Here is a 24,797-nt window from a genome sequence, read left to right as displayed (position 1 = left end):
CCGGGACCTGACGGCCCGGGCGCCCCGCCCTGCGTTGCCTGCGTCTACCCACCGCTGCCTGGTGCTTCGGTGAACAGGTCTTCTGCGTGTGTGACCGTGCCGGCCCGGTCCAGCCAGTCGCTCAGGTGGTCGAGATCGGTGCAGGTGGTGATGCGCTCGCGGACTTCGTCGGAGATGGAAAGGCCGCGGACCTCCAGGACGCGAAGGATGCCCTTCGCCTCACCCTTCGCCTCGCCTTCGAGGAAGGCCTTCTCGAGAACCGTGCCACGGCCGGGGAAGTAGTTGACGAAACTCAAGATTTCCCTCCATTTGTCTCCGGCGGGGGTCTTCCCCAGGGTGACGTCCAGGAACTGATAGACGTAGCTGGAGGCCTCCCAGTTCATGCCCTGAAGAGCTCGGCCCAGTGCGTCCAGTATGGCGTCGATGTCAGGACTGTGGGTGTGCGCGAGGGCAGAGAACGCGGCCATCGCGGGCTTCTCTGCCGCGGTTCGCTCGTCGGTGATCACCGGCAGGTTGTCCGGCCCTACGACGAGGGGGTACGTCCGTTGGGCGGTCCAGCCGCGGGTTCCGCAGTCGAAGGGGCCCGTCGCCCACTTGGCCGTGGCCCGGTCGCGGCAGACCACGAGCAGCAGTACCGGCAGGTCGTACCTCGCCTGGAGGTACGCGACGTAGTACGCCCAACTCGACGCCTTCTTCGCGTCTCGCCGCTCCTGGGCTTCGACTGCGAGCAGGAAGTCCTCCCCGTCGGACGGGCCGACGCGCAGCAGGGTGTCGATGCGGCGCTCCATCGGCCGGGTTTCTGTCACGTCGACGGTGATCGCGTGCACGGTCGCCTTCTCGGGTAACGCGATACCCAGCACCGCGAAGACCGGGGCAAGGATCTCCGGCCGCTCCTGGAAGATGCGGTGCAGGCCCTCGTGAGCTGATGTGACCATGTGTCCACGCTAGGTGGATCAAGGGTCTGCTCTCCGGGGGACGGAACGCGGTCACTCTTTCGGGAAGGGAAGAAAGGTTCAGGCCGACCGGTGAGTTGCCGGCCCGGTACCAGCATGCCGCCGTCGCATCCCCGAGGGCGTCCGCCGCGACTCCGCGCGCCCGGGCTCTACGACAGGGCGCCGGACTCGTGCACTGTCGGGTGGTGCGAGGCCCTCGGCGAGGGGCGGCCCGTACGACGTCGGTCCACAAGACGCCTGCTTCGGCCACCAGCGTCCGCTCGCCCGGTGCGGACCGCACCCGGTTGGGCGTGCCCATGCCGATGACGAGTCCGCCGGGCACCTGCCCCTGCCCGTAGCCGGAGTATCCGCCACAGCAGGCGGCCACCGGCCGCCTGCGCGGCCCGGCGAAGACGACGGCGTCCCGGATGTCGGCCACGGAACGAGGGTTGAGGACGCCCAACGGGCAGGCGGCGATGATATGGCCGAAATCATTCGCGTGCCCGGGCCAATTCCTTGCCGTCCGTGTTCAGATTTCCGCGGAACCAGGGGAGGAGCGCGACGGCCCTGTTCGCGCCACGCGCTCCAGGACTTCGAAGTCGAATCGGCTTGAATATGCCATTCGAAAATTTCAGAGCAGACTTGGTGCCGGAGAATTCTGCGCTCGGCACGGCGCTCGGCGATGAGCGACGCCATGCCGGCCAGGAAGCACTCCGGGAGTTCCTGCTTGTGGACGGTCGCCACGTCGAGTGAATACTTGGCGCAGTATTCGAGAACGCTTCGAAACGCACGGCGCGTCAGCGCGGCGACGTACTCGCAGCGGGCGGGGGCCGGGAGCAGGTGCGCGGTCAGCCGCCACCGGGCTCCGGGGCCCACGTGGCAAGCAGCGAGTACCGCTGGTGGGTGCCGTTGACGAAACGACCACAACGTACTCGTGACCGGCATACGGGAAACACCTCCGGAATGCCTTGACAGGGTAAAGATCCGTCAACCATTCTTTCGCTTCGTAAAAGTTTCAACTCTTGGTGCGAGGGGAGCCTGGCCGGGGTCATGGCTACGGGGCAGATTGGGTGAGCGGGTGCCGAAGGCGCCGCGCCGGAATCGAAAACGCCATTCTTACGTGCCCATTCCTTAACGCATTCTTGACGCGTCGAATGGAACCCCGCCGAACCTTCACTCCCAACCCCCCCACTTCCGAGGAGGATGCCCCGTGCACTCCGACATGCTGCTCGCCTTAACCGGAACGGTCCCGGATCTGATGGACGCCGCCGCCGCGTCTGCCGTGGCCGCCGCCCGTACGGGCCAGGACACGGAGGACACCGGCGAGGGCACCGTTCTCTTCGGCTACGGAGATTCGAGCGTCCTGACGCTGTTCGGCTCCCGGCCCGGCTGGACCGTTCACGTCCCCGGGCACCCGGAGGAGGTGCGCCGCGTCGTCATGGACTCCGTCGCCCGCGGCGACCGCGCCTACATCCATGTGTCACCGCAGTCCAACGCGGAGCCGCGCGACGTCGGCGGCGGCAACGGCTTCGAGACGGTCCGTGAGGGCCGCTCCGGCGTGGTGGTCGCGGTCGGCCCTCTCCTCGATCCGGTCCTGCGCGCCACGGCCGGCCTCGACCTGGCCGTTCTCTATACGGCCACCATCCGCCCCTTCGACTCGGTCGGCATGCGTGCGGCGGTCCTGGCCGCCGACCACCCGGACGTGATCCTGGTCGAGCCCTGCGCGCGCGGCACCTCCGCCCACCACGTTGCAGAAACGTTGATTCACGTGCCGCACCGCTTGCTCGCGCTCGGCACCAGCAGGGATGACGGGCCGGTCGGCGGCGGCCCGGACGGGGACGGCCTGAACATCGACGGCCGGGACAGGGACGACCCAGGAGACGGCCTGGACGAAGAGAGCATCGCGGCGGCCGTGCGGGACTTCATGCGGTGACGGCCGGTCGGCCGCGCGCTCGGCCATGGGGGTGATCGTCCCGGGAGCGAGTGTGCCCGGTCCGCCGATCCCGTCGCCGGTCGGCACGATGGGACCCGGCGGCGCACTCGCGGTGGCCGCGCTCTGTCGGCCGCGCTGTGGTCGCGCGGCGGGCCGTCCCCGTCGCCGCCCCGGAGGAGAGCCTATGCAGAGCGCGAGCACGGATCCGGCGAAAGCGCTGCGGACGCCGCGCGCAGCGGGCATCGCAGGTGTCCTGTTCGCGCTGATGCTGGCCGCCGCTCTGGTGCTGATCCGTATCGCGATCCCCGAGGATCCGGACACCGCGGCCGCCTGGCTCGCCGATTCCGGCCACCGTGACGCGCTGAAAACCGCACTCGGCCTGGTGCCCTTCGCCGGGGTCTTCTTCCTGTGGTTCATGGGCGCGGTACGGGACTACGTCGCGCACGGCGGGGAGGACAGGTTCTTCGACACGCTCTTCCTGGGCAGCGGGTTGCTGTTCGCGGCCATGCTGTTCGCATTCGGCGTCGGCGTCGACGGCCTCACCGGAGGGGGCGGGATCTCCCCTCCGGCGGACGGGCAGCAGTCGTGGGAGCTGGGGCGTTACCTGAGCCTCAGCCTGCTGGCGGACTACGCGATGCGGATGGCGGCGGTGTTCACCGTGTGCACCACGGTGATCGGGAGCCATCTCCGAGCCTTCCCGCGCTGGCTCAACTGGCTGGGGGCCGCCGCCGGGCTGGTCATGATGTTCCTCGTCAGCAACATCCCCTGGTCGGAACTCGTCTTCCCCGCCTGGGTGCTGGCCCTGAGCGGTTACGTGCTCTGGTCGTCCACGCGCCGCACCCCCCGCCGCACCTCCCGCACCGCAACGGCTACTTGAGTCCCTCACGGCGACGTGAGTCCGTAACGGCTGCTTGATTCCGTCGAAGGCGACCTTCAGATGCCGTGGCCCCCTGAGGACCGCGTTCTGGCGGTACTCGGGCGGGTCCTGCAGCAGACGGGGCTTGTCGAGCCGGCGAGCGAGCTCGGTCTGGGCGAGTTGTGCCTCGAGCCGGGCGAGAGGGGCGCCGAAACAGTTGTGGGTGCCGCTGCCGAAGCCCAGGTGCTGGTTGTCGTGCCGGGTGGGGATGAACCGGTCGGCGTCGGGGAAGCGCTGCGGATCCCGGTTGCCGGACGCGAGGACCAGCCACAGCGAGGCGCCCTTGGGGACGACGGTCCCGCCGAGCAGTGCGAACACTTTTCCGTAAGGTGGAGTCGGCATCGCTCGAGCCCGCTCAGTCGCGGGACTTTATCCATCGCCTCTCGAAGGAGTTGTGAGACGTGACCCACTGGCAGAAGTCGTCCTTCTCCAGCGGCTCGGACGGGGCGTCGTGCGTGGAACTCGCCCTCGGAGAGGACGGGTTGCTGCTCCGCGAGAGCGACGACCCCACTCGAATACTCCCCGTCACCCGTGGCGGACTGGCCGCCCTGCTGCGCCAGATCCGCTTCGGTATCGGCACGTGCCGATGACGGACGATTAGCCCAGTCGGCGGGCGGTCCGCAGCATCGCGGACACTGGCGTGGAAGAGACCGAACCACAGGACTTCGGACGAACGGGAGAGCCACCGGTGTCGCGCTTCGACGAGAGCAAGTTCCGTGCCGTCACATGGGTCCAGAGGCACATCGCCAACCCGCTGACCAGGCGGCTGCCGTTCCAGACGGTCCTGGAGACCACGGGGCGGAAGTCCGGTCTGCCCCGGCGGACACCGCTCGGCGGGCGTCGTATCGGCGTTGAGTTCTGGCTCGTGTCGGAGTACGGCGAGAAGTCGCAGTATGTGCGGAACATCCAGGCCGACCCGAGGGTCCGGGTCCGGATCAGGGGCAAGTGGCACGCGGGCACCGCGCACCTGGTCCCCGAGGACGACGCGCGGGCGCGGCTCAAGAGCCTGCCGCGGATGAACAGCGCCGCGGTCCGGGCGGTCGGGACGAACCTGCTGACGGTGCGGGTCGACCTCGCCGACTGAGCTGCCTGACCGTGAGCGCGAGCGCACGGCGCGCCCTCGCCTCACCCGCGCATTGCAGTAGCGCGAAAGTAGCGCTAATTTGAATGCATGGCTACCGTGCAGATCAGGAATCTGAACGACGACGCGTACGCGATACTGCGTCGGCGCGCGGCCGAATCGGGCCGCTCTCTCCAGGAGTACCTGCGTGTCCGGCTGGAAGCAGACGCCGCTGAGCCGACCGTCGACGAGGTGCTGGCCGAGGTCCGTTCCGAGCTGACCAGCGAAGTACCCCTCGACACGATCGTCGCCCTCGTTCGGGAGGACCGCGATCTTGATCGTCATTGATAGCTCCTTCCTGGTCGCGGCTCTGACGGATGCCGGTCCGGGGGGCAAGGCGTGTGCCGACCGGTTGCGGGTGGAGACTCTCGCGGCTCCGGATGTCATCGGGCTCGAAGCGATCAGCGCGATCAGGGGCCTGTTGCGCGGCAGGAAGATCACGGAGGCGGAGGCGGACAGGGCGGTACGGGCTGTCGCTCGTATGCCGATACGGCGCGCGCCGCTCACGGCGTTGCTAGTACGCGCCTGGGAACTACGCGACAACTGCACGCCTTATGACGCTTCGTACATCGCGCTGGCCGAAGCGCTCGACGTCCCTCTGGTGACGGCCGACAGCAAGCTGAAGGGCGTGCCCAAGACGCGCTGTGTCGTCGAAGTCATCAGCTGAGCGAAGCTCACGCGACAAGGGCCCGGAACCTGCTGAGGTTCCGGGCCCTTCGACATGCGTACGCGCTACGCCGTCGGCTTCTCCTCCAGGCGCGGGAACAGCACCGCGCCCTTCGTCACCGTCGTGCCCGCCGGGAGGCGGCCCCACGTGCCCGCGTCCTGGACCCGCTGGTCGGCGAGCGCGCCGAGGGATGCCTCCGCGCCGAGGGAGTCCCAGAGCTTCTGGGAGGTGTCCGGCATGATCGGGTTGAGGAGCACCGCCACCGCGCGGAGGGACTCCGCAGCCGTGTAGAGGATCGTCGCGAGGCGGGCCTGGCCCTCCTCGGACTGGTCCTTGGCGACCTTCCACGGCTCCTGCTCCGTGATGTAGCCGTTGACCTGCTTCACGAAGTCGAAGACCGCCAGGATGCCGCCCTGGAAGTCCAGCTCCTCGCCGATCTTGCGGTCCGCCTCGGCGACGGCCTTGGCCAGACCCTCGTGGACGGCCTGCTCGGCCTCGCCGTCGGCCGTCGAGGCCGGCAGCTCACCGCCGAAGTACTTGCCGACCATCGCGGCCACGCGCGACGCCAGGTTGCCGTAGTCGTTGGCCAGCTCGCTCGTGTAGCGGGCGGAGAAGTCCTCCCAGGAGAACGAGCCGTCCTGACCGAAGGCGATCGCACGCAGGAAGTACCAGCGGTACGCGTCCACGCCGAAGTGCGAGGTCAGGTCCTGCGGCTTGATGCCGGTCAGGTTCGACTTCGACATCTTCTCGCCGCCGACCATCAGCCAGCCGTTGGCCGCGACCTTGCCCGGCAGCGGCAGGCCCTGCGCCATCAGCATCGCGGGCCAGATGACCGCGTGGAAGCGGAGGATGTCCTTGCCCACCATGTGCACGTTCGCCGGGAAGGTCGACTCGAACTTCGCCGGGTTCTCGTTGTAGCCGACCGCCGAGGCGTAGTTCAGCAGGGCGTCGACCCACACGTAGATGACGTGCTTCTCGTCCCAGGGGATCGGGATGCCCCAGTCGAAGGTGGACCGGGAGATGGACAGGTCCTGCAGGCCCTGACGCACGAAGTTCAGGACCTCGTTGCGTGCGGACTCCGGCTGGATGAAGTCCGGGTTGGCCTCGTAGTGGGCGAGCAGCTTGTCGCCGTACTCGCTCAGCTTGAAGAAGTAGTTCTCCTCCTTGAGGATCTCCACCGGCTTCTTGTGGACCGGGCAGAGCTTCTGACCTGCGAAGTCGCCCTCGCCGTCGAGCAGCTCGCCGGGGAGCTTGTACTCCTCGCAGCCCACGCAGTACGGGCCTTCGTACCCGCCCTTGTAGATCTCGCCCTTGTCGTAGAGATCCTGGACGAATTCCTGGACGCGATCGGTGTGGCGCTTCTCCGTCGTGCGGATGAAGTCGTCGTTCGCGATGTCCAGGTGCTCCCAGAGGGGCTTCCAAGCCTCCTCGACGAGCTTGTCGCACCACTCCTGCGGGCTGACGCCGTTCGCGTCCGCGGTGCGCATGATCTTCTGACCGTGCTCGTCCGTGCCGGTGAGGTACCACACCTTCTCGCCGCGCTGACGGTGCCAGCGGGAGAGCACGTCGCCTGCGACGGTCGTGTAGGCGTGGCCCAGGTGAGGAGCGTCGTTGACGTAGTAGATGGGAGTCGAGACGTAGAACGCCTTCTCCCCCTGCTTCTCTGATCCAGTGGCCGCCATGGTCGAAATCCTACTGGTCCCGTGAAGATCTACTCACACCCATTACGGGCGGTGGGATTACGGGGACGGGGCCCGGGGTAAAGCCGGGCCCCGTCGGGTGTCCACGAGCGTTCTGCGAACCTTCGCCGGGCTACGGGCGCCAGGACGCCAGCAGGCCCTCGTACAGCTCCTCGTCCGTGAGCTCGCGGGGCGTGGGGCCCGCGTGGAAGAACGCGGCGTTGTCGGCCTTCAGCTTGCGCAGGTAGTCGAACGCCTTGTTGTCGTGCTCACCGAAGGCGACGAACTGGAAGAAGACCGGGTGCTTCGCCGCGTCCGTGAGCGCCTGGGTGGCCACTCCCTTGGCGTCGGGAGCGCCGTCCGTCTGGAAGATCACCAGGGCCGGGCCCTCGGCGCCCGCCTTCTCGTAGTCCGCGATCACCTCTTCCACGGCGCGGTGGTAGCTGGTGCGGCCCATCCGCGCGAGGGATTCGTGCAGCTCGTCGACGCGGCCCTCGTACGCGGCCGGCGTGAGCTCGCCCGTTCCGTCGATCTCCGTCGAGAAGAAGACGACGTGCACGGTGGCGTCCGCGTCCAGGTGCGCGGCCAGGGCCAGCACCTGCTCGCCGAGGCTCTGCGCCGAGCCGTCCTTGTAGTACCCGCGCATGGATCCCGACCGGTCAAGGACGAGGTACACGCGGGCCCGGCTGCCGGCCAGGCCCCGCTGCTTGAGCTCGGCACCCGCGGCCTTGTACGCGGGTACGAGCCCGGGGGCCTGCGCCTTGAGGCGGGCGAGGGAGAGGGCGGGCTTGGCGGCGGGGGTTGCGGGAGCGGCTTCGGGGGCGACCTCGGCCGCGTCGGTGGTGGTCTCCGTGTCGGCCGCGGCCTTCGGCTCGGCCGGAGCCTCCGGCTCGGGGGCCGGGGTGGCGGGCACCGCCTGGGGGGCGACCTCGGGCGCCTCGGCAACGGCCTCGGGCTCGTCGGCCACGGCCTCCGCGGGGGCCGGAACCTCGACCACGGGCTCCGCCTCGGGAGCCCCGGTCACGGCCCCCGGCTGGGCGACAACGGGCTGCTCGGGCTCGGCGGCCACGGGCTCCGGTTCCGGAGTGGGCGCCTCGGCAACGGTGGGAGCAGCGGCCACCGGCTCAGCCTCGGGCTCGGCAGTCGCGGCCTCGGGCTCCGGAGTCGCGGCCACGGCCGCCGGCTCGGCAGCCACAGGCTCGGCCTCGGGGGCCGAAACCTCGGCCTTCGGCTCCGGCTCGGCAGTCACAGTCTCTGCAACCGGCTCGGCCACCGGCTCAGAAGCCACAGCCGCCGATACGACCTCCGGCTCCGGCTCCGGCTCAGCAGCAACAGCCACCGGCTCGGCCTCCGGCTCCGGCTCCGGCTCAGCAGCAACAGCCACCGGCTCGGCCTCCGGCTCCGGCTCCGGCTCCGGAGTCACAGCCACTGCAACCGGCTCGGCCTCCGGGTCCGACTCGGCAACGACAGGCTCGGGCTCCGGCGCCCGCTCGGCAGCCGGGGCCTCGGGCTCCGCGGCGGTCTCGGGCTCGGCGGCCGGCGATGCGGCCGCGGGCGATCCGGCCGCCCCAGAGCCGGACGTCGCCGAGGAAGCGCTCCGCGCCCCCGGCACCGTCACATGGTCGAACGCCTGCGACACCAACTCGTCCACGACCGACGGCTCGGGCTCCGTCGCCGGTGCGGGGACCTTCACCTCCGTCGCGGTGGAGGACTCGGCGGCCGACGGAGACGTCGAGGAGGCCGAGGCGGCCGCCGACGAGGGCCCCTGCTCCCCGACGGCGTCCCCGTCACGCCCCTTGCGCGACCGTCCGAACGCGTTCCGCAGGAGACTCAGAATGCCCATGTGCGCAACCCTTCGCATGAGTTGGTACCCGTAATTCCTGGCCAGGAAAGACACGTAAGGGTAGCCGCCGTATTCGACGATCTTGGGGAGGGGCGGCTTCCGCGCACCGCCCCCCGGACCGGCGGCTTCCGGGAGGCGGACGGCGGGCAACCTGCAATTCCTCAACTCCCGTGCGTGTGCCGTGGGTTCACCCCGTGTTCATTCGGAATCCGTCACCCTGCTGGCCTCCGCCCCTAACGTCTCGCGCGAACCAGCCGGAATCAGCCAGATGGGCGCGCGTAGCGTCGGCGGACGTCCGCCGCTTGCAGCAACGCCGGCCCCGGGGGGCTCCGGCCTACGTCGGCGCAGGGAGCGCCGGCGCATGTTCATGTGCACATACGGAGGGGAAAGTGCGCAAACTGCTGCCGATCATCGCTTCGCACGCGGGTGGGCGTTCCGCGATGACCTGCCGCTTCCGCTGTGGTGACGCCTGTTTTCACGAGGTGCCCAACACCAGCGGGAACGAGTACGTCGGCGACGTGATAGCCGGTGCGCTCAGCCGGAGGTCCATGATGCGGGCCGCCGCCGTCGTCACCGTCGCCGCGGCCGCCGGGGGAGCGGTCGTCGGCGCGGGTGCCCCGCAGGCCGCGGCGGCGACAACCGCAGGCACGAACGGCACGACCGCGAGGGGGGCCCGGGGCCTGCGCTTCACGCCGGTCGCGCCCAACACCACCGACGCCGTCACCGTCCCGGACGGCTACGGGCAGAATGTCGTGATCCGCTGGGGCGAGCCCATCCTGCGCGGTGCCCCCGCCTTCGACCCGGACAAGCAGACCGCCGCGGCCCAGGCGGCCCAGTTCGGCTACAACAACGACTTCCTCAGCCTGCTCCCGCTGCGCGGCGAGTCCGGCCGTCAGGTACTCGTCGCCAACCACGAGTACACGGACGAGATCCTGATGTTCAAGGGTTACGACGCCGCCAACCCGACCCGCGAGCAGGTCGAGGTGGCGTGGGCCGCGCACGGCCTGTCCGTCGTGGTCGTGCAGGAGGAGCGCGGCAACGGCGAGCTGACGGCCGTCACGCGCCACCGCCTCAACCGCCGCCTCACCGCCACCAGCGAGTTCCGTCTCGCCGGGCCGGTGGCCGGCAGCGCCCTCGTCCGTACGACGGCCGACCCCAAGGGCACCACCGTCCTCGGCACGCTCAACAACTGCTCGGGCGGCACGACCCCGTGGGGCACGACGCTGCACGGCGAGGAGAACTTCAACCAGTACTTCGGCAACGCCGACAAGGTGACCGACCCGACGACGGCGGCCCGCCTCAAGCGGTACGGCGTCACGAGTTCCGCGTCCGAGCGCAAGTGGGAGCGGTTCGATGACCGTTTCGACCTCGCCAAGGAGCCGAACGAGGTCAACCGCTTCGGCTGGGTCGTCGAACTCGACCCGTACGACCCGGAGTCGACCCCGCGCAAGCGCACCGCGCTTGGCCGCTTCAAGCACGAGGCCGCGCAGCCGCGCCTGACCGACGACGGCCGCCCGGTCGTCTACATGGGCGACGACGAGCGGTTCGACTACTTCTACAAGTTCGTCTCCAGCAAGCGGATGAAGAAGGGCGGCTCGCGCGCCGCGCACGAGCACAACCTGACCCTGCTCGACGAGGGCACGCTGTACGTCGCCAAGCTCACCGGCGACTCCCCGGCGGCCGAGATCGACGGCACGGGCAAGCTGCCGTCCGACGGCGAGTTCGACGGCAGCGGTGTGTGGATTCCGCTGGCCACGGCCGGTCCTGACGGTGCCGTCTCGCACGTCGAGGGTATGACCGCCGAGGAGGTGTACGTCTTCACGCGGTTCGCCGCCGACAAGGTGGGCGCCACCAAGATGGACCGCCCGGAGGACATCGAGCCGTCCGCGTACAGCGGCAAGGTGTACGTCGTGCTCACGAACAACTCCGACCGCGGCAAGACCGGCAAGGCCCCGGCCGACGAGGCCAACCCGCGCAACCTCAACAAGCACGGTCAGATCCTGGAGCTCACCGAGTCCGAGGGCCGCGCCGAGTCGACGGCGTTCGGCTGGTCGCTGTTCCTCGTCGCGGGCGACCCGAACGACCCGGCTACGTACTTCGCGGGCTTCCCGAAGGACCAGGTGTCGCCGATCTCGTGCCCGGACAACGTGGCCTTCGACCCGTACGGCAACCTGTGGATCTCCACCGACGGCAACGCGCTCGGCTCGCACGACGGCCTGTTCGGCGTCGCGACGCGCGGCGAGCGGCGCGGTGAGCTCAAGCAGTTCCTGACGATGCCGACGGGCGCGGAGACCTGCGGCCCGATCGTCCAGGACCGCCGGGTCCTGGTCGCGGTCCAGCACCCGGGCGAGATCGACGGCGCCTCCGTCGAGAAGCCCGCGAGTGTCTGGCCCGACGGCCCGGGCAAGATCGTCCGCCCGTCGGTGGTGTCGGTCTGGCGCGAGGACGGCTGCGACATCGGCGTCTGACGACCGAGCAGTCCCATGGGGCGTCCCCGGCCGGGGACGCCCCTTCCGCGTTCCGCCCGCAGTCCTGCAGACGGGGGCGCCGTCAGTCCTGCGTTCCCTCCCGGTCGTGCAGCGTGAGATCCGCCAGCACGGCCCGGTGATCGGTGTCGGCGAGGTCCAGGAACCGTACGGAGCGCGCGGAGAAGTCCTGCGATACGAGCACGTGGTCGATCTGCGCGCCGAAGCGCGGTGACGTCCGGGCGGGCCAGGTCGGGGTGCGGGCGGCGCCGGCGAGACGGGCGCTGTCGTGGAGGCCGGTGTCGAGGATGCGGCGGAAGGCGGCGTGGTCCTGGGAGGCGTTGAAGTCGCCGGCCAGGATGGTCGCCTGGCCGCTGGAGCGGGCGGCGAAGTCGCGCAGGGCGCCGAGTTCGCGGCGCCACAGGTCCACCTGGCGGGGCAGCGGCGGCATCGGGTGCGCGAGCTGCAGCCGTACCGGGTGGCCCTTCACGTCGGCGACCGCGCCGGGCATGCCCATGGTGCCGGTGACGCCCTCGGCGGACCGGAGCGGGTACCGGCTGAGGATGACCGACCCGTCGGACCCGTATCCGTCGACGGCCTGGCGGTACGGGTAGGGGCCGTCGCCGAACTCCTCGGTGAGAGCGGCCGCGCAGTGGACCTCGCACTCCTCGACGAAGAGGACGTCCGGGCGTTCGCGCTTCACCGCCGCGATCAGCGACGGCGTCGCCCGGCCGAACTCGACGTTCGACGCCATGACGCGCAGCTCCGCGACGGGTGTGCCGCGGGCCTGCGTGGCCTTGCCGTACGGCTCGATGAACCAGGCGAGCGCGCCGAGCACGACGACGCCCCACACCAGTCCGGTGCGCCAGCGCCCGAGCGCCGCGAACAGCAGTGCGGCGCCGGTGGGGGCGAGCAGCCAGGGCAGGAAGGCCAGCAGTTGCGGCACGGGCGTCATGCCGTCGATGCCGGCGGCCCGGCACCCGACGACCACGCTCACGCCGAGCAGCAGCAGCCCGGACAGCCACGCGCCGAGTCGCCGCCCGCCGCGGCCGCCGCTCCGTTCGGACAGCGGTTCGTCGGCTTCGTCCGCTCCGGCACCCGGCTCGTCCCCGGCTCTCGCCCACTGCGTCAAGGGCACCGGGGCACCCCCGTGGCCGTCGTGCTCTCCCAGGCGTCCAAGGCCCGCCTTCCGTAGAGGTTCTCGCGCGATCCGTAGGGGTTCCGGTGCGATCCGTAGAGGTTCCCGTGCGATGCCCGAATCCTCCCTCATAGACGGGTCTGTGGGGAGCACGGTTGCGCCGCTGCGGACACGTCGGTGCCGCCGCTCCGGATACCGCGGTGCCGCCCCCTCAGGCCCCGACCTGTGTCTCGTCCCCGACCTGCGTCTGGTCCCCGACCTGCGTCTGGTCCCCGACCTGCGTCTGGTCTCCGACAGGCTCCGGCTGCGCCGGTTCCGCGGACACCCGCCGGGCTCGCACGAACCGGTTGAGCAGGGGCGACCGGATCATCCGCAGCTCGCGAAGCCGCCGGACGGGCTCGATCCCCCCGAACCGCCCGCCCACCCAGCCCACCAGCGTCACCGCCACACCCCCCGCGAGGATGATCCAGGCCACCGTGCGCAGCGATCCGGTCAGCGCGTCGTACACCGCACCCGCGGCCGCGCGGGACACGTCCGGCGGCAGATCGTCCAGGGTGAGGCGTCGGCCCACGGCGATGCCGGCGTGCAGGAGCGCCGCGCCCAGCGCCATGCCGAGCGCCGTCGCCATGACCGCGCGGCGCCTGCGGGCGGCCAGGCCGATCCCTGTCACCGCGAGCACCAGCACCGCGGCGGGCAGCCAGAAGCCGGTGATCTGAAGCATCCGGAACCCCTTACGCAGCTGGGGCAGGGCCCCTGTCGACGTCGAATCGAGCACGGTGACCTCGGTGTGCCGCACCGGGATGCGGTCGGCGTAGGGCACGTGGTCGGCCATCAGCTGGCGTTTGACCTGTTCGGTGATGGGCGCGAGGTCGATCGTCACGCCGACGCCGCTGCCGCGGGTGCCCGTGCGGCTGTCGTCGTCGCCGGTGCCGCGGCCGCCGTAGCCCAGCGCCTGCATCGCCGGGCCGTGGGCGGCCCGGTTCGCCGCGTTCCACGCGGTTCTGAACGCGCTGGTGCCGGCGAAGGACTGCACCGCCTCGTGCACGAAGGTCTCGACGGCGTCGGGGGAGCCGAACTCGCCCGTGTCGGTCTGCCTCGCCACCGCGGCGGCGACCGCGTCGGCGACGGCGGTGTGCACGTCGGCGTCGTTGGCGAGCGGTGCCAGCGCGGCGACATACGCGTCCGCGTCCCCGATCTCGTATTTCGCCCAGGCGGACAGCGTGCCCGGTACGACAAGGGCGGACGCAAGGATGATCAGCACCGCTGAAAGGACTCTCCGCACCCTTCCATGACCCACCCCGGCCGCCCGCTCCACGACCGGTGCGACTGCATCCGGCCGCGCGAAGACGCCCATCCGGAGGATCCGGCAGGTGGGACGGGACGCGGTTACGGTCACGCAGCGTGATAGCTCGGGTGGAGCGTTCACCTGAACGGGTGTTTCCTGGACGAGGGGCAAAGGAGGCGATCATGCGCAGTTCCAGGGCTGTCCGAACCCTTGCCGCCGCACTGTTCGCGGGCGGCGCCCTCACCTTCACCGCCACGGCTCCCGCGTCCGCGGACGACCCGGCAGTGGAGCAGGACATCCAGGGCACCGTGGTGTCCCCCTTCAACCTGAACGTCCGCAAGGACCCGGGCAACGCGGCGGATGTCGCGGCGGTACTGGCCCCGGGCACCCATGACCGCGTCGAGTGCCGCACGACGGGCCCGGCCGTCGCCGGGAACTCGTACTGGTACTGGCTCGAAGGCGCCCACGGCTGGGCGAACGCCGTGTACATGGACACCCACGGCCGGTCCGTGCCCGACTGCACGGATCCGTGCCCGTACATGAGGTGCACGGACCCGCTGTCGTACGGCGGAACGGACCAGCCGTTGCTGCGCAGGCCGCTGCTGACGGTGCGGACGCCCGACACGACGCTGAGGTCCGGACGCGTATAGGGCGCCGGAACACCTCGCTGAAGCGGTGCTGAACGACGACGGTCCGGCCGGAGCGGAATCCGGCCGGACCGTCGTCGCGGGTCTGGCGGGTCTGGCGGGTCTGGCGGGTCTGGCGCGTCTGCGCGATCCCCGCTTGGGTCTCAGGCCGGGTGGGTTCGGTCGCCTGCCGCGGGGGGCTGTGCGGGCCCTGCGGGCGTCCGCCTCATCTGGTGGATGTCCGTCTCACCCTCGGTCGAGTAGTAGTGGTAGAAGGCCGCCGCGAAGACACCGGCCGCCACGCACAGCGCGAGGATCGTGGACCACAGCACGCTGGCCCCGGTCAGACTGAACAGATAGCCGATCGCGATGCCCGCGAAGACCGTCCAGGCGAGCGCACGTGTATCGCGCCGCATCCGGGGCCCGGCGAGGTGCAGGGCATACGTGATCGCCGCGACGAGGACTCCGGTCAGGATGCCGAAGAACACGTTGCCCACGGTGAAGGGGCCGGCGTCGCGCTGGATGCCGGAGGCCCAGACGCCGTACACGAGACCGAGTACGACGGGTACCGCCCATGCCGCGGTGCTGGCCGGCCGTATGCCGGGAGGCAGCTTGTCGAAAAGTCGTTGTATGCCCGAGGTGCCGGTGCTGCCGGATGCGCGTGCCACGTGAGCCATGACGAGGCTCCTCTCTCTCCTGGCCTCCGTCTTCGCCCCGACTTCCAGGGCACACCTGGGAGCGGCCGGTGGCAAGTCGTACGCACAGCGGATTCGCGGGACCGGCGACAGATTTTCGAGGCGCGGTCCGCGACGGATTTTCGAGGCGGGTTCGAGCGCGGTTCGAGGCGCGCCGTAGCCTGACTTCTCATGGAAGCGCGTCGGGCCGGGGCGGCCGAGAGCACGGCGGGTGGCGGCGCGGGGGGCACGCGAGTACCGGTGCTGCTGCGCGGGCAGGGCCCGGTGGTCGCCGTCGTCGCGCTGGGCGGCGCGGCGGGCGCCGCCGCCCGCTACGGCGCCACGCTGCTCTGGCCGACCGCACCCGGTGCGTTCCCGTGGACGATCTTCGCGGTGAACGCCGTGGGCTGCGCGCTCATGGGGGTACTCATGGTGGTGATCACGGAGGGCAGGCAGACGCACCGCCTGGTGCGGCCCTTCCTCGGCACCGGTGTCCTCGGCGGCTTCACCACCTTCTCCACGTACACCGTGGACATCGCGCGCCTGACCGATCTGCGCGAGGCAGGCACCGCCCTCGGGTATCTCGCACTGACCCCGGTGGTCGCGCTGGCCGCGGTCTGGGCCGGATCCGCGGCCACCCGCCGTGCGCCGGCGGCCCTGGCAGCCTTCAGGAGGAGACGATGACGAAGTCCAGTCGGCGGCTCACGGGACGCGCACTGCGCCTGACCGTCTTCGTCGGTGAGAGCGACCAGCACCACCACAGGCCGCTGTACACCGAGATCGTGCACCGCGCGCACCGGGCGGGACTCGCGGGCGCAAGCGTGTTCAAGGGCATCGAGGGGTTCGGCGCGTCCTCGCTCGTCCACACCCAGCGGCTGCTGTCGCTCAGCGAGGACCTGCCCGTCGCGGTCGTCATCGTCGACACCGAGGAGCGGGTACGCGCGTTCCTGCCCGAGCTCGACGAGCTCGTCGCCGAGGGGCTGGTCATGCTCGACGACTGCGAGGTCGTCACATACACCGGGCGGGAGCCGAACGCGTGAACTGGCTGCTCGTCCTCATCGGCGCCGCCGTGGGCGCCCCCCTGCGCTACCTCACCGACCGCGCCGTCCAGTCCCGGCACGGCACCGTCTTCCCCTGGGGCACCTTCACGGTCAACATCGCCGGTTCCCTGATCCTCGGCCTGCTGACCGGCGCGGTCGCGGCCGGCGCCGCGTCGTCACACCTCCAACTCCTGCTCGGCACGGGCCTGTGCGGCGCGCTGACGACATACTCGACGTTCTCGTACGAAACCCTGCGCCTGGCCGAAACAGGCACCGGCCTCCTGGCCGCGGCCAACGTCGTGGGAAGCATCACGGCGGGCCTGGCCGCGGCGTACGCGGGCACGGCCATGTGGTCATGACCGTGGGTGGGCACAACCCACGCCGCACGGCGCCCTGAACCGTCCGGATGCGTCCCACACCCCACCATGCTTGGCTGGACGCAGTCCGCGGCGGCGCACACACAGGAGCCGTACATGAAGATCGTGTTGCTGGGCGCCACCGGCATGGTCGGCAGCCGCATCGCCGCCGAGGCCCACGCCCGAGGCCACCACGTCACCTGCGTCAGCCGCTCCGGACAGGCCCCCGTACCGGGCGTGGCCTCGACCGCTGCGGACGCCGCCGACACCCCTCGTATCGCTGCACTCGCCGCCGACCACGACGCGGTCGCCTCCGCGCTCGTGCCGCCGCGCGACGGCAGCGAGCCGCGGGAGCCCTTCCTCGCCCTGAACCGGGCCCTGGTCGATGCCGTACGGGCGGCCGGCGTCTCCCGGCTGGTCGTCGTGGGCGGCGCGGGCAGCCTGGAGGTCACGCCCGGTGCGGCGCTGGTCGACCAGCCCGGCTTCCCCGCCGACGTCCTCGACGAGGCGCTCGCGCACCGCGACGTCCTCGACTTCTACCGCACGGTCGGCGACCTCGACTGGACGTACGTCTCCCCGGCCGCGGAGATCGGCCCGGGCGAGCGCACCGGCACCTTCCGCGTCGGCGGCGACCTGCTGCTCACCGACGCCGAGGGCCACAGCCGCATCAGCGCCGAGGACTACGCGGCCGCCTTCGTCGAGGAACTCGAGAGCAACGCCCATCCGCGTACCCGGATCTCGGTCGCGTACTGAACCGGCGGGCAGGCGAGCGAGGCGATGGACAGGTTGGAATTCCGGCACCCTGCGGCCTTCCTGCGTATCCGCGGCCACAGCATCGCCTGGCTCCTGCCGCTCGTCGTGCTCCTCGGGGTCGTCCTCGTCGATGTGGAGACCTCCGGTGAGTTCCGGACCATCTCCTGGCTCGTCGTCGTGCCGGGCACGGCCGCGGCGGTGTGCGGGGTGTGGACGACCGGGGCCTTCGTCGTCATCGCCACGGTCACGTACTTCCTGCTCGACAACGTCGAGGTACGCGAGTACCGCGCCGGTCTGCCGGACTTCATCCTCGTCGCGATGGGCGGCGTGCTCAGCGTCGCCGCTTGCTGGGTCCGGGTCGGCGAGGAGCGGCGCATGCGCCACATGCTGGACGTCGTCGAGACGACCCGGCGCACCGTGCTGCGGCCCCTGCCGGCGCGCTGGGTCGGCCTCGACCACGCCGCCGTCTACCTCACGGCGGACAGCGAGGCCCGGGTCGGCGGCGACTTCTACGACATCCAGCCCAGTCCGTACGGTCCACGCATCCTGGTCGGCGACGTGCAGGGCAAGGGCCTCGGCGCGGTGGCGGTGGCGGCGGCGCTGCTCGGCAGCTTCCGCGAGTCCGGCTACCACGAGCCGGAGCTCACGACCGTCGCCGAGCGGCTGGAGATCCGTATGCGCCGCCATCGCGGCCACATGGCCCTGATAGAGGCTGTCCGCGGCCCGGCGCGCGCACCTGGCGACGGGCACCACCGCACACTCGGCCGCGCGTACGACACCGCGTACGACGGCACGTACGGAAGCGCGTTCACGGGCGGCTCGGCGGACGAGTTCGGCGCCGCACTCGACAGCGAGCGTTTCGCGACCGCGGTCCTGATCGGCTTCCGACCACCGGACCAGGACCAGGACCAGGACCAGGACCGGGACCGGGACAAGCAGGGTGGCCGGCACATCGAGATCGTCAACTTCGGGCACGAACCGCCGCTCGTCGTCGGCCCCGGCGGCGTACGCGAACTGCCGGCCGGTGACGGGCTGCCCATCGGACTCGGCGATCTGGCAGGCGGGCAGCCGTCCCTGCAGCGAGTCCCCTTCGCGCAGGACGAGACCCTGCTGCTGGTCACCGACGGGGTGACGGAGGCACGGGACGCGAACGGCACCTTCTTCCCGCTGCGCGAGGCGGTCGCCGCCATGCTCGCCGAGGACCCGAGCGTGGCCGAGCCGGCACGGCTGGTCCTGCTGGTACGCGACGCGGCTCTGCGGCACAGCGGCGGTCATGTCACCGACGACACCACGGTGTTCGCGGTGCGCCTCACCACTCCATCGGCAACAGGCTGAGCCACGGGCCGCTGCGGGACGGGGCGGCGGCCCGTCCGGCAGCAGCGAGATGACGGGGGCGCCGGGCATGCGTCGTGCCGGCCCCGGGGGGACCGGCACGACGTGGAGGCGGCAGCGGCTGCTTCGCCACAGGTGCTGCGCCCCGTGTGAAGGGCCCCGTAGTGACAGAAGTGGCCGCCCCCCTTGATACGGAGAGCGGCCACGGAAGGGGACCGGCCGTGGATGAGGAGCCGACCCGGTTGTTCAGCTGTTGATGCAGGTGTTGTTGAACGCCGGGTTCAGCACGCCGATGACGCTGATGGTGTTGCCGCAGACGTTCACCGGGATGTGCACAGGGACCTGGACGACGTTGCCCGAGCCGATACCCCCGGAGTTGACGGTGCCGCCCGTCGCGTCAGCGTCGGCGGCGGCAACGCCCGCGGTGGCTGCCACGCTCGCGGCGGCAACACTGGACAGAACAAGAACCTTCGCGGTACGCCACATGGCGAAATGCTCCTTGGTGATTCGGTTGCGTGGCCGGAACGGGTGCCCGACCCTATGCACAACGGTTCCCTTTCACCCGGGTTGTGCCGCCGAATGGGTGATGGGTCTGTGTGCGAACCGGAAATGGGGCCGGTTCAGGGGGCGGCTCGGTGGCGTTATCCGGAAGCAGCGCACAGATGCCTCCTATTCGCTCCGCCAATTCGGTGGCGGTAATTCCGTTGTTATGGTGGCCGGGGCGAATTATTTCGCTCATGAAAAGGCCCCGTTCCCGTTCCGGATCTGGGCTCCGGAACGGGAACGGGCCTGTCGGTGCTGCCGGCGGCGGAACGCCAGCGGACCGCCTGCAGCGACCGTCAGAGGCGAGCTGTGGCTCCGACGCGCCGATACAGCATCGCGCCACCGGTAAGCAGCCCCGCTCCGGTAGCGGCAACGCCGATCGCATCGGCGGGTGTGCCCGTCGTGGCCAGCTCGCCGTGGCTGTACACCCGTTGGGCAGGGATCGGGGAGCCGCTCCGCGGGGAGGCGCCGAGCTCGGTTCCTTGATCCTGTCCCTCGAGGGGGCCAGCCGGGTTGGCACGGGGACCTTGGCCCGTGCCCGGCTCCGCTTGGGCGTGCGGAGCCGTTGGTGAACCGTCGCCGTTCCCCGAACCGTTCGGCCTGCTGCCGCAGCAGTGGCCCGACCCAGCAGGATCGTTACTGCAGCAACGGCTCGCGCCAGCGTCATCGCTGTCGCAGGTGTTGCCGACGGTGGGGTTGGCGGCGGCCACCACGTCCACGGCGATGCCGCAGACGTTGACCGGTACGTCGACCGGTGCCTGGATGTCGTTCCCCGACAGCACGCCGGGTGAATCCGACGCCGCGCCGGACGCGCCCGCGTCCGCCAGGGCGTATGTGCCAGGCAGTGCCAGGAAGCCCGTCGCGGCCGCGGCCGCGAGGATTCCCTTACCGATTACCTGACGCAACTCAGTCGTCGTCATCGTCCTCGCAGGGGTTGCAGGGGGTGTGGCAGGGCTTGCAGTCGTCGTCGCACGGCGTGCAGCTGGTCGTGCACGGCCGCGGGTGGTGGCAGTTGTCCTCGCACGTGTTGCAGTTGGTCGGGCACGGCTGCGGGTGGTGGCAGTTGTCCTCGCACGAGTTGCAGCTGGTCGTGCACGGCCGCGGGTAGTCGCAGTCGTCGTCGCAGCGGCAGCTGTGACAGTTACCGCCGTACGGGTAGCGGCCGTAGGTGTCGCGGTAGTGGTGGCGGCCGTTGTGGTATCCCGCGTAGTAGGGCGGCCTGTCGTCGTTGAAGAAGGACGGCCCGTCGTCGTCCGACCCGTTCACGCAGCGGTTGCCGACCGCCGGGTTGAACAGCCCGATGACGTTGATGGTGTTCCCGCACACGTTGATCGGCACATCGATGGGTGCCTGAACGACGTTGCCGGAGAGGATGCCACCGGAGCCGGCGGTGAAGCCTCCGGCGTTGGAGTCGGCGAGGGCTGGCGAGGCCATGCCCACGGCCATGAGCACTCCCGCGACCAGTGTCCCGGTCTTCTTGAACTGCACGGATTTTCCCTTTCTGCGGTCATGCCAATGTCACGGATCGAGTGAGCCGGACCTTGAACGACTCGACTCGCACCATGACCTGCAACCCGTGAACGATGCGATGCGGGGTGAGGAAACGTTTCGCCTAGTCAAGTCGAAGTCGGATTCACTCGTTTGCCGTACCGGCATGAGCGGGGCGGTCGTTTCTGCATATTTCTGCGAACAGAAATTGCGTACGTCAGAGTGGCACGACGGCGCGGGGCGTTAACCCGACGCGCGGACGTCCGCTTCGGGGTTCACGCAAAAGAGAAATTCCCGGGCCCGTCCCTCGGCTTTTCCCCTCGCCCGGGAAACCGGAATTGTTGGCGGGTCAGGGCAGTTCAGCGCCCCGCGGCGGCTCACGGCCGGCGGGGCGGGGCGCATCGGGTCGCGGCCTCGGCGACCCGGCAACCGGCCTATCCGGTTCATCCGCCGGTTCATCCGGACAGACCCCGAGGGGCGGCCGCATGGCCGCCCCTCGGAAGGCTCCCCCAGTGCCTTGAGGGCCCGGGAGGTACCCCCACCGTGGGCTCAGCGCCCCTGCTCGACCAGGCCCTTGAACTGCTCGAGGTCGCTCCGTACCAGCCGCTCGATCGCGGTGGCCTGGGCGAAGCCCTTGGGTCCGCCGAATGCCTCCCTGACCGCGCCCGGGTCGTACTCGATCCGGGCCTGGACCCGGGTGTGCTGCTGGTCGATGGACAGCAACGAGAAGGATCCGGACAGGTCGGGGCCGCTGGTGGTCTTCCACTCCATCGTGCGCTGGTCGGCACGGTCGGTTATCTGGGTGTCGAACGCCTGAGCCCGGCCGCCCGCTTCGACGTCGAGGTGCGCTCTGTCCGCTCCCTCCGTACGGGCTTCGCGTACTCCTTGGAGGAACCGCGGGTAGGTCTCCACGCGGTGGAGGGAGTCCCAGGCCACATCGGCCGGAACACCGATGTCGACATGTTCTTCGAGAGTGCTCATCGGATCACCCCAGCTCGGCTCGCGGTTTACGGGGTCATGCCTCCAGTGTGGCCCTCCGCTGGACGGGGCGCCCCTGCGTCGGGCGTGCCGCGGCCGGGTTCCGGGCCTGCCGCAGCCGGCGCCGAGGACGCACGGTGCGACGGGCTCTGGAACGGGACGCGGCGGACGGCGGGCCGCCGGTTCGTCCGGGCGGGGCCCGCCGTCCGCCGTCGTCGGAGCCGGCGTCAGCGCGTGGCGTGGCGGTCGCGTCAGCGAGTGGCGGCGGCGGTGGCCGCTGCCGTGCGGTCCGCCGTGTTCAGTGCCGTGCCGGTCCCTTCGGTGTCGCTCAGAGCGGTGCGGTGGGACTCGTGGGTCAGGGCGATGGCCGCCGCGCTGATCAGGCAGACGACGGCGATGAAGAGGCTCACCGTCGCCGAGTGCGAGCCGCCGCCCGCGCGGGACAGCAGGCTGCTGGCGATCAGCGGGGCGGTGCCCGCGCCCAGGGTGGTGGCGAGCTGGTAGCCGAGCGACGCACCGGTGTAGCGGGCGCGGGTGCCGAACATCTCGCTCACGAACGCCGCCATCGGCCCGTACATCGACGCCTGCAGGATCGGGTTGCCCAGGATGTACGCCGCGAACAGCAGTGCCACAGAGCCGCTGTTGACCAGCCAGAACAGCGGGAACGCGGCCACAGCGGCGGCGAGCGCGCCGGTGATCATGACGGGCTTGCGGCCCACGCGGTCGGACAGCGCCGCGAACGCGGGGATCGTGAAGATGTGCAGCGCCGACGACACGGTCTGCGCGAGCAGCACGGTGGAGCGCTCGTAGCCGAGCCCGGTCGCGTACGTGAGCATGAACGTGGCCAGCAGGGACTGCAGGACCAGGGCGCCGCAGCCGCCGAGGCACGACAGCACGATGTTCTTCCGGTACCGGCGGAACACCGTGAGCAGCGGAGCCTCCTGCTTGACCGCCGACTCCTGGGCCCGGCGCTGGGCCTCGGTGAACAGCGGGCTCTCGGTGACCCGCAGCCGGATGAACAGGCCGATCGCCAGCAGCACCACGCTGAGCAGGAACGGCATCCGCCAGCCCCAGGACAGGAACTGGTCCTCGGGCAGGGACGAGAAGCCGGCGAACACGGCGGTGGCGATCACGGCGCCCGCGGGGCCGCCCATGTTCGCGAAGCTGGCCGCGAGGCCGCGTCGCTCCGTCGATGCGTGCTCCATGGCCATCAGGGCCGCGCCGCCCCACTCGCCGCCGACCGCGATGCCCTGGACCAGCCGGGCCACGATGAGCAGGACCGGCGCCCAGACCCCGATCTGGTCGTACGTGGGCAGCAGGCCGATGGCGAAGCTGGCCAGCGCCATCAGCGTCATGGTCAGCACCAGCATCGACTTGCGGCCGACCCGGTCGCCGAAGTGGCCGAAGACGATGCCGCCGAGCGGCCGGGCCACATAGCCGACGGCGAGGGTGCCGAACGCGGCGATGGTGCCGGTGAGCGGGTTGAGGCTGGTGAAGAAGAGCTCGTTGAAGACGAGCGAGGCGGCGGCTCCGTAGAGCAGGAAGTCGTAGAACTCGATGGCGCTGCCGACAAAGCTGGACATGGCGATCCGTCGCGACTGGCGGCGACGGGCAGCGTCGTTGGTGGGCATCTGCGGCTCCGGATGGGGTGGGACGCGCGGGTGCGTGCTGCCGGGACCCCTCTGGGCGCCTGTGCATACTCCGCACGATCGCGTGTAGATAGCGAACACAGTGCGGGCCCTGTTCTGCCGTGTCAAGGGTTGTCGGGATGATCGATCACCGGGGTGAGAGGGCGGTGGCGGTGGGGTGTCCGGTCGGCTGGTGCGGGGCCACCGGGCTTCCGGGCATGCCGAAGAGGCGGTGCGGATCCCGGGGGAAAGATCCACACCGCCTCTGCGCAGGCGGCCGCTCGGTCAGGGCAGAAGCGAGCGACCGCAGACTCAGGCCGCCGGGCACGGCTCCGCGGTGACGGTGCACCGGCCCGGCTGCTCAGGCGCGCCGAACGGTTACGGCGTGCCCAGCGGTTCGGTGAGCCCGGCCCGGGTGAGGGCGGGCGCACCAGGGGGCGTCAGCTGTCCGGGGGTGGTCAGCTGTCTGAGGGCGTCAGCTGTACGGGGGTCGTCAGCTGTCCAGGGGGTGTCAGTTGGCCTCGGTCAGGAAGTCGATGACGAGCTTGTTGAAGAACTCGGCCTGCTCCCACTGCGGCCAGTGGCCCGCGTTCTCGACCAGCGCGAAGCGGCCCTGCGGCATCTTCTCGGCCATGTCCAGGCCCGCCTTGGCCGGCCCCGACGGGTCGTCCGACGACCAGATCACCAGGGCCGGGGCCTGCACGGCGGCCAGCTCCTCGTCGCTGATCAGGTTGCGGCTGCGGATCTCCGGGACCTGCAGGCACAGGATGTGGCGGGCCGAGTCGGCGTATCCGGGGCGGGAGTAGTGCGCACGGCGGGTCGCGATGAGCTCCTCGGTGACCGTGGCCGGGTCGGCCATCAGCCACTCCAGACGGGCCTTCACACGCTCGTACGACGGGTCGTCGGCGGCGGCCTGGCTCAGCGACTGGATCTTGTGCATCACCTCGGGGCGCGCCATGGTGCCGCCCGGGGTGTTCGGGATGATCTTCAGGGTGCGGTCCGGGTACTGGGCGGCGAACTTGATCGCGACCCAGCCGCCCAGCGACTCACCGCTCAGGTGCGCCTTCTCGATGCCGAGGGCGTCGAGGAGCTCGCGCAGGTGCTCGATGTAGTGCGGGAGCTCCAGGTCCTCGGCGGCGTGCGTGGTGCCCGCGTGGCCCGGGAAGTCGTACGCGATCACGCGGTAGCCGGCGTCGGTGAGCGCCTTCACGTTGTGCGCGTACGTCTCCAGGTGGCCGCCGGTGCCGTGCATCAGCACCAGTGCCTCGCCGTCGGCGGGGCCCGCGGTCAGCACGCGGGTGCTCCACTTGCCGACCTGGACCTGCTCCAGGGTGAACGACGTCTGGGAGAAGCCGAGCCAGACGGACGGGTAGATGGCGGACATGTGTGTCTCCTGCCGTA

Annotated in this window: 25 protein-coding genes and 3 pseudogenes; 14 read left to right on the top strand and 14 right to left on the bottom strand. The window is 70.5% G+C overall.

The window, feature by feature from the left end; all coding sequences use genetic code 11:
* Positions 1-44: 44 nt before the first annotated feature.
* Both ACWD4J_RS17490 and ACWD4J_RS17485 read right to left on the bottom strand, forming a co-directional pair.
* On the bottom strand, positions 45-935 hold the full coding sequence (locus tag ACWD4J_RS17490) for a hypothetical protein (RefSeq protein ID WP_451396257.1): 891 nt from the start codon (positions 933-935) through the stop codon (positions 45-47).
* A 271-nt stretch (positions 936-1,206) separates the two neighbouring features.
* A pseudogene (locus ACWD4J_RS17485) lies at positions 1,207-1,371 on the bottom strand (FAD-binding protein); the annotation flags it as partial.
* A gap of 771 nt (positions 1,372-2,142) precedes the next feature.
* Between ACWD4J_RS17485 and ACWD4J_RS17480 the strand changes: the two are divergent.
* Both ACWD4J_RS17480 and ACWD4J_RS17475 read left to right on the top strand, forming a co-directional pair.
* Entirely contained in the window at positions 2,143-2,865 is a 723-nt protein-coding gene (locus ACWD4J_RS17480; protein ID WP_451396256.1) for a transketolase, read from the top strand.
* 184 nt (positions 2,866-3,049) lie between these two features.
* On the top strand, positions 3,050-3,742 hold the full coding sequence (locus ACWD4J_RS17475; RefSeq protein WP_451396255.1) for a hypothetical protein: 693 nt from the start codon (positions 3,050-3,052) through the stop codon (positions 3,740-3,742).
* A gap of 33 nt (positions 3,743-3,775) precedes the next feature.
* Here the strand turns inward: ACWD4J_RS17475 and ACWD4J_RS17470 are convergent.
* A pseudogene (locus ACWD4J_RS17470) lies at positions 3,776-4,075 on the bottom strand (cytochrome P450); the annotation flags it as partial.
* Between the two features lie 14 nt (positions 4,076-4,089).
* Here ACWD4J_RS17470 and ACWD4J_RS17465 point away from each other — a divergent pair.
* From ACWD4J_RS17465 to ACWD4J_RS17445, 5 genes and pseudogenes are all read left to right on the top strand, one after another.
* A pseudogene (locus ACWD4J_RS17465) lies at positions 4,090-4,179 on the top strand (transcriptional regulator); the annotation flags it as partial.
* Between the two features lie 3 nt (positions 4,180-4,182).
* Positions 4,183-4,371, top strand: coding sequence for a DUF397 domain-containing protein (locus ACWD4J_RS17460; protein ID WP_451396254.1), 189 nt, complete (start codon positions 4,183-4,185; stop codon positions 4,369-4,371).
* 98 nt (positions 4,372-4,469) lie between these two features.
* A complete protein-coding gene (locus tag ACWD4J_RS17455) occupies positions 4,470-4,865 on the top strand; it encodes a nitroreductase/quinone reductase family protein (protein WP_451396367.1) in 396 nt (131 codons plus the stop codon).
* Between the two features lie 87 nt (positions 4,866-4,952).
* Entirely contained in the window at positions 4,953-5,189 is a 237-nt protein-coding gene (locus tag ACWD4J_RS17450; protein WP_451396253.1) for a FitA-like ribbon-helix-helix domain-containing protein, read from the top strand.
* Entirely contained in the window at positions 5,176-5,568 is a 393-nt protein-coding gene (locus tag ACWD4J_RS17445) for a type II toxin-antitoxin system VapC family toxin (RefSeq protein WP_451396252.1), read from the top strand. The genes ACWD4J_RS17450 and ACWD4J_RS17445 overlap by 14 nt, the downstream gene beginning before the upstream one ends.
* 65 nt (positions 5,569-5,633) lie before the next feature.
* On the opposite strand, the gene metG is transcribed toward ACWD4J_RS17445, so the two are convergent.
* A complete protein-coding gene (metG, locus tag ACWD4J_RS17440; RefSeq protein ID WP_451396251.1) occupies positions 5,634-7,250 on the bottom strand; it encodes a methionine--tRNA ligase in 1,617 nt (538 codons plus the stop codon).
* A gap of 130 nt (positions 7,251-7,380) precedes the next feature.
* A complete protein-coding gene (locus tag ACWD4J_RS17435) occupies positions 7,381-9,090 on the bottom strand; it encodes a VWA domain-containing protein (protein ID WP_451396250.1) in 1,710 nt (569 codons plus the stop codon).
* A 389-nt stretch (positions 9,091-9,479) separates the two neighbouring features.
* Here ACWD4J_RS17435 and ACWD4J_RS17430 point away from each other — a divergent pair, with 389 nt between their 5' ends.
* Positions 9,480-11,558: a PhoX family protein gene (locus ACWD4J_RS17430; protein ID WP_451396249.1), complete on the top strand. Its 2,079-nt coding sequence runs from the start codon at positions 9,480-9,482 to the stop codon at positions 11,556-11,558.
* 82 nt (positions 11,559-11,640) lie between these two features.
* On the opposite strand, the gene ACWD4J_RS17425 is transcribed toward ACWD4J_RS17430, so the two are convergent.
* The gene (locus tag ACWD4J_RS17425) at positions 11,641-12,624 is read right to left on the bottom strand and encodes an endonuclease/exonuclease/phosphatase family protein (RefSeq protein ID WP_451396366.1); all 984 of its coding nucleotides are present in this window, start codon (positions 12,622-12,624) and stop codon (positions 11,641-11,643) included.
* A gap of 280 nt (positions 12,625-12,904) precedes the next feature.
* A complete protein-coding gene (locus ACWD4J_RS17420) occupies positions 12,905-13,954 on the bottom strand; it encodes a hypothetical protein (RefSeq protein ID WP_451396248.1) in 1,050 nt (349 codons plus the stop codon).
* A gap of 206 nt (positions 13,955-14,160) precedes the next feature.
* Here ACWD4J_RS17420 and ACWD4J_RS17415 point away from each other — a divergent pair, with 206 nt between their 5' ends.
* On the top strand, positions 14,161-14,628 hold the full coding sequence (locus ACWD4J_RS17415; protein WP_451396247.1) for an SH3 domain-containing protein: 468 nt from the start codon (positions 14,161-14,163) through the stop codon (positions 14,626-14,628).
* Between the two features lie 140 nt (positions 14,629-14,768).
* Here ACWD4J_RS17415 and ACWD4J_RS17410 read toward each other — a convergent pair whose 3' ends face one another.
* Positions 14,769-15,281, bottom strand: coding sequence for a hypothetical protein (locus tag ACWD4J_RS17410; RefSeq protein WP_451396246.1), 513 nt, complete (start codon positions 15,279-15,281; stop codon positions 14,769-14,771).
* A gap of 189 nt (positions 15,282-15,470) precedes the next feature.
* Between ACWD4J_RS17410 and ACWD4J_RS17405 the strand changes: the two genes are divergently transcribed.
* The 5 genes from ACWD4J_RS17405 (at position 15,471) to ACWD4J_RS17385 (ending at position 18,762) form a co-directional block, all read left to right on the top strand.
* Complete coding sequence (locus ACWD4J_RS17405) at positions 15,471-15,962, top strand: fluoride efflux transporter FluC (RefSeq protein WP_451396245.1); 492 nt, start codon at positions 15,471-15,473, stop codon at positions 15,960-15,962.
* Positions 15,959-16,318: a DUF190 domain-containing protein gene (locus ACWD4J_RS17400; RefSeq protein WP_451396244.1), complete on the top strand. Its 360-nt coding sequence runs from the start codon at positions 15,959-15,961 to the stop codon at positions 16,316-16,318. Before ACWD4J_RS17405 ends, ACWD4J_RS17400 begins: the two co-directional genes overlap by 4 nt.
* Positions 16,315-16,677: a fluoride efflux transporter CrcB gene (crcB, locus tag ACWD4J_RS17395; RefSeq protein WP_451396243.1), complete on the top strand. Its 363-nt coding sequence runs from the start codon at positions 16,315-16,317 to the stop codon at positions 16,675-16,677. Before ACWD4J_RS17400 ends, crcB begins: the two co-directional genes overlap by 4 nt.
* Positions 16,678-16,791: 114 nt before the next feature.
* Entirely contained in the window at positions 16,792-17,427 is a 636-nt protein-coding gene (locus tag ACWD4J_RS17390) for an NAD(P)-dependent oxidoreductase (RefSeq protein ID WP_451396242.1), read from the top strand.
* Between the two features lie 24 nt (positions 17,428-17,451).
* Positions 17,452-18,762, top strand: a complete 1,311-nt coding sequence (locus ACWD4J_RS17385) for a SpoIIE family protein phosphatase (protein ID WP_451396241.1) — start codon at positions 17,452-17,454, stop codon at positions 18,760-18,762.
* 243 nt (positions 18,763-19,005) lie between these two features.
* Here the strand turns inward: ACWD4J_RS17385 and ACWD4J_RS17380 are convergent, their stop codons facing one another.
* The 6 genes from ACWD4J_RS17380 to ACWD4J_RS17355 all read right to left on the bottom strand — a co-directional run bounded on the left by ACWD4J_RS17380 (position 19,006) and on the right by ACWD4J_RS17355 (position 24,780).
* A complete protein-coding gene (locus ACWD4J_RS17380; protein ID WP_451396240.1) occupies positions 19,006-19,245 on the bottom strand; it encodes a chaplin in 240 nt (79 codons plus the stop codon).
* A gap of 353 nt (positions 19,246-19,598) precedes the next feature.
* Positions 19,599-20,222 (bottom strand): chaplin, encoded by a 624-nt coding sequence (locus ACWD4J_RS17375; RefSeq protein ID WP_451396239.1) that lies wholly within the window; start codon positions 20,220-20,222, stop codon positions 19,599-19,601.
* Positions 20,209-20,790: a chaplin gene (locus tag ACWD4J_RS17370; RefSeq protein WP_451396238.1), complete on the bottom strand. Its 582-nt coding sequence runs from the start codon at positions 20,788-20,790 to the stop codon at positions 20,209-20,211. Before ACWD4J_RS17370 ends, ACWD4J_RS17375 begins: the two co-directional genes overlap by 14 nt.
* A gap of 549 nt (positions 20,791-21,339) precedes the next feature.
* Positions 21,340-21,771, bottom strand: coding sequence for an SRPBCC family protein (locus ACWD4J_RS17365; protein WP_451396237.1), 432 nt, complete (start codon positions 21,769-21,771; stop codon positions 21,340-21,342).
* Between the two features lie 248 nt (positions 21,772-22,019).
* A complete protein-coding gene (locus ACWD4J_RS17360) occupies positions 22,020-23,399 on the bottom strand; it encodes an MFS transporter (protein WP_451396236.1) in 1,380 nt (459 codons plus the stop codon).
* A 508-nt stretch (positions 23,400-23,907) separates the two neighbouring features.
* Positions 23,908-24,780 (bottom strand): alpha/beta fold hydrolase, encoded by an 873-nt coding sequence (locus ACWD4J_RS17355; RefSeq protein ID WP_451396235.1) that lies wholly within the window; start codon positions 24,778-24,780, stop codon positions 23,908-23,910.
* Positions 24,781-24,797 lie beyond the last annotated feature (17 nt).

The organism is Streptomyces sp. NPDC002577 (assembly GCF_053594815.1).
Note: the sequence above shows the minus strand (reverse complement) of the source record. Positions and strands in the feature narration are given on the sequence as shown.

Coding starts and splice junctions, on each gene's coding strand:
- ACWD4J_RS17390 (WP_451396242.1), top strand. CDS start 16,792: ATGAAGATCGTGTTGCTGGGCGCCACCGGCATGGTCGGCAGCCGCATC.
- ACWD4J_RS17405 (WP_451396245.1), top strand. CDS start 15,471: ATGGAAGCGCGTCGGGCCGGGGCGGCCGAGAGCACGGCGGGTGGCGGC.
- metG (WP_451396251.1), bottom strand. CDS start 7,250: ATGGCGGCCACTGGATCAGAGAAGCAGGGGGAGAAGGCGTTCTACGTC.
- ACWD4J_RS17410 (WP_451396246.1), bottom strand. CDS start 15,281: ATGGCTCACGTGGCACGCGCATCCGGCAGCACCGGCACCTCGGGCATA.
- ACWD4J_RS17360 (WP_451396236.1), bottom strand. CDS start 23,399: ATGCCCACCAACGACGCTGCCCGTCGCCGCCAGTCGCGACGGATCGCC.
- ACWD4J_RS17415 (WP_451396247.1), top strand. CDS start 14,161: ATGCGCAGTTCCAGGGCTGTCCGAACCCTTGCCGCCGCACTGTTCGCG.
- ACWD4J_RS17380 (WP_451396240.1), bottom strand. CDS start 19,245: ATGTGGCGTACCGCGAAGGTTCTTGTTCTGTCCAGTGTTGCCGCCGCG.
- ACWD4J_RS17435 (WP_451396250.1), bottom strand. CDS start 9,090: ATGGGCATTCTGAGTCTCCTGCGGAACGCGTTCGGACGGTCGCGCAAG.
- ACWD4J_RS17450 (WP_451396253.1), top strand. CDS start 4,953: ATGGCTACCGTGCAGATCAGGAATCTGAACGACGACGCGTACGCGATA.
- ACWD4J_RS17400 (WP_451396244.1), top strand. CDS start 15,959: ATGACGAAGTCCAGTCGGCGGCTCACGGGACGCGCACTGCGCCTGACC.
- ACWD4J_RS17365 (WP_451396237.1), bottom strand. CDS start 21,771: ATGAGCACTCTCGAAGAACATGTCGACATCGGTGTTCCGGCCGATGTG.
- ACWD4J_RS17355 (WP_451396235.1), bottom strand. CDS start 24,780: ATGTCCGCCATCTACCCGTCCGTCTGGCTCGGCTTCTCCCAGACGTCG.
- ACWD4J_RS17375 (WP_451396239.1), bottom strand. CDS start 20,222: ATGACGACGACTGAGTTGCGTCAGGTAATCGGTAAGGGAATCCTCGCG.
- ACWD4J_RS17475 (WP_451396255.1), top strand. CDS start 3,050: ATGCAGAGCGCGAGCACGGATCCGGCGAAAGCGCTGCGGACGCCGCGC.
- ACWD4J_RS17385 (WP_451396241.1), top strand. CDS start 17,452: ATGGACAGGTTGGAATTCCGGCACCCTGCGGCCTTCCTGCGTATCCGC.
- ACWD4J_RS17490 (WP_451396257.1), bottom strand. CDS start 935: ATGGTCACATCAGCTCACGAGGGCCTGCACCGCATCTTCCAGGAGCGG.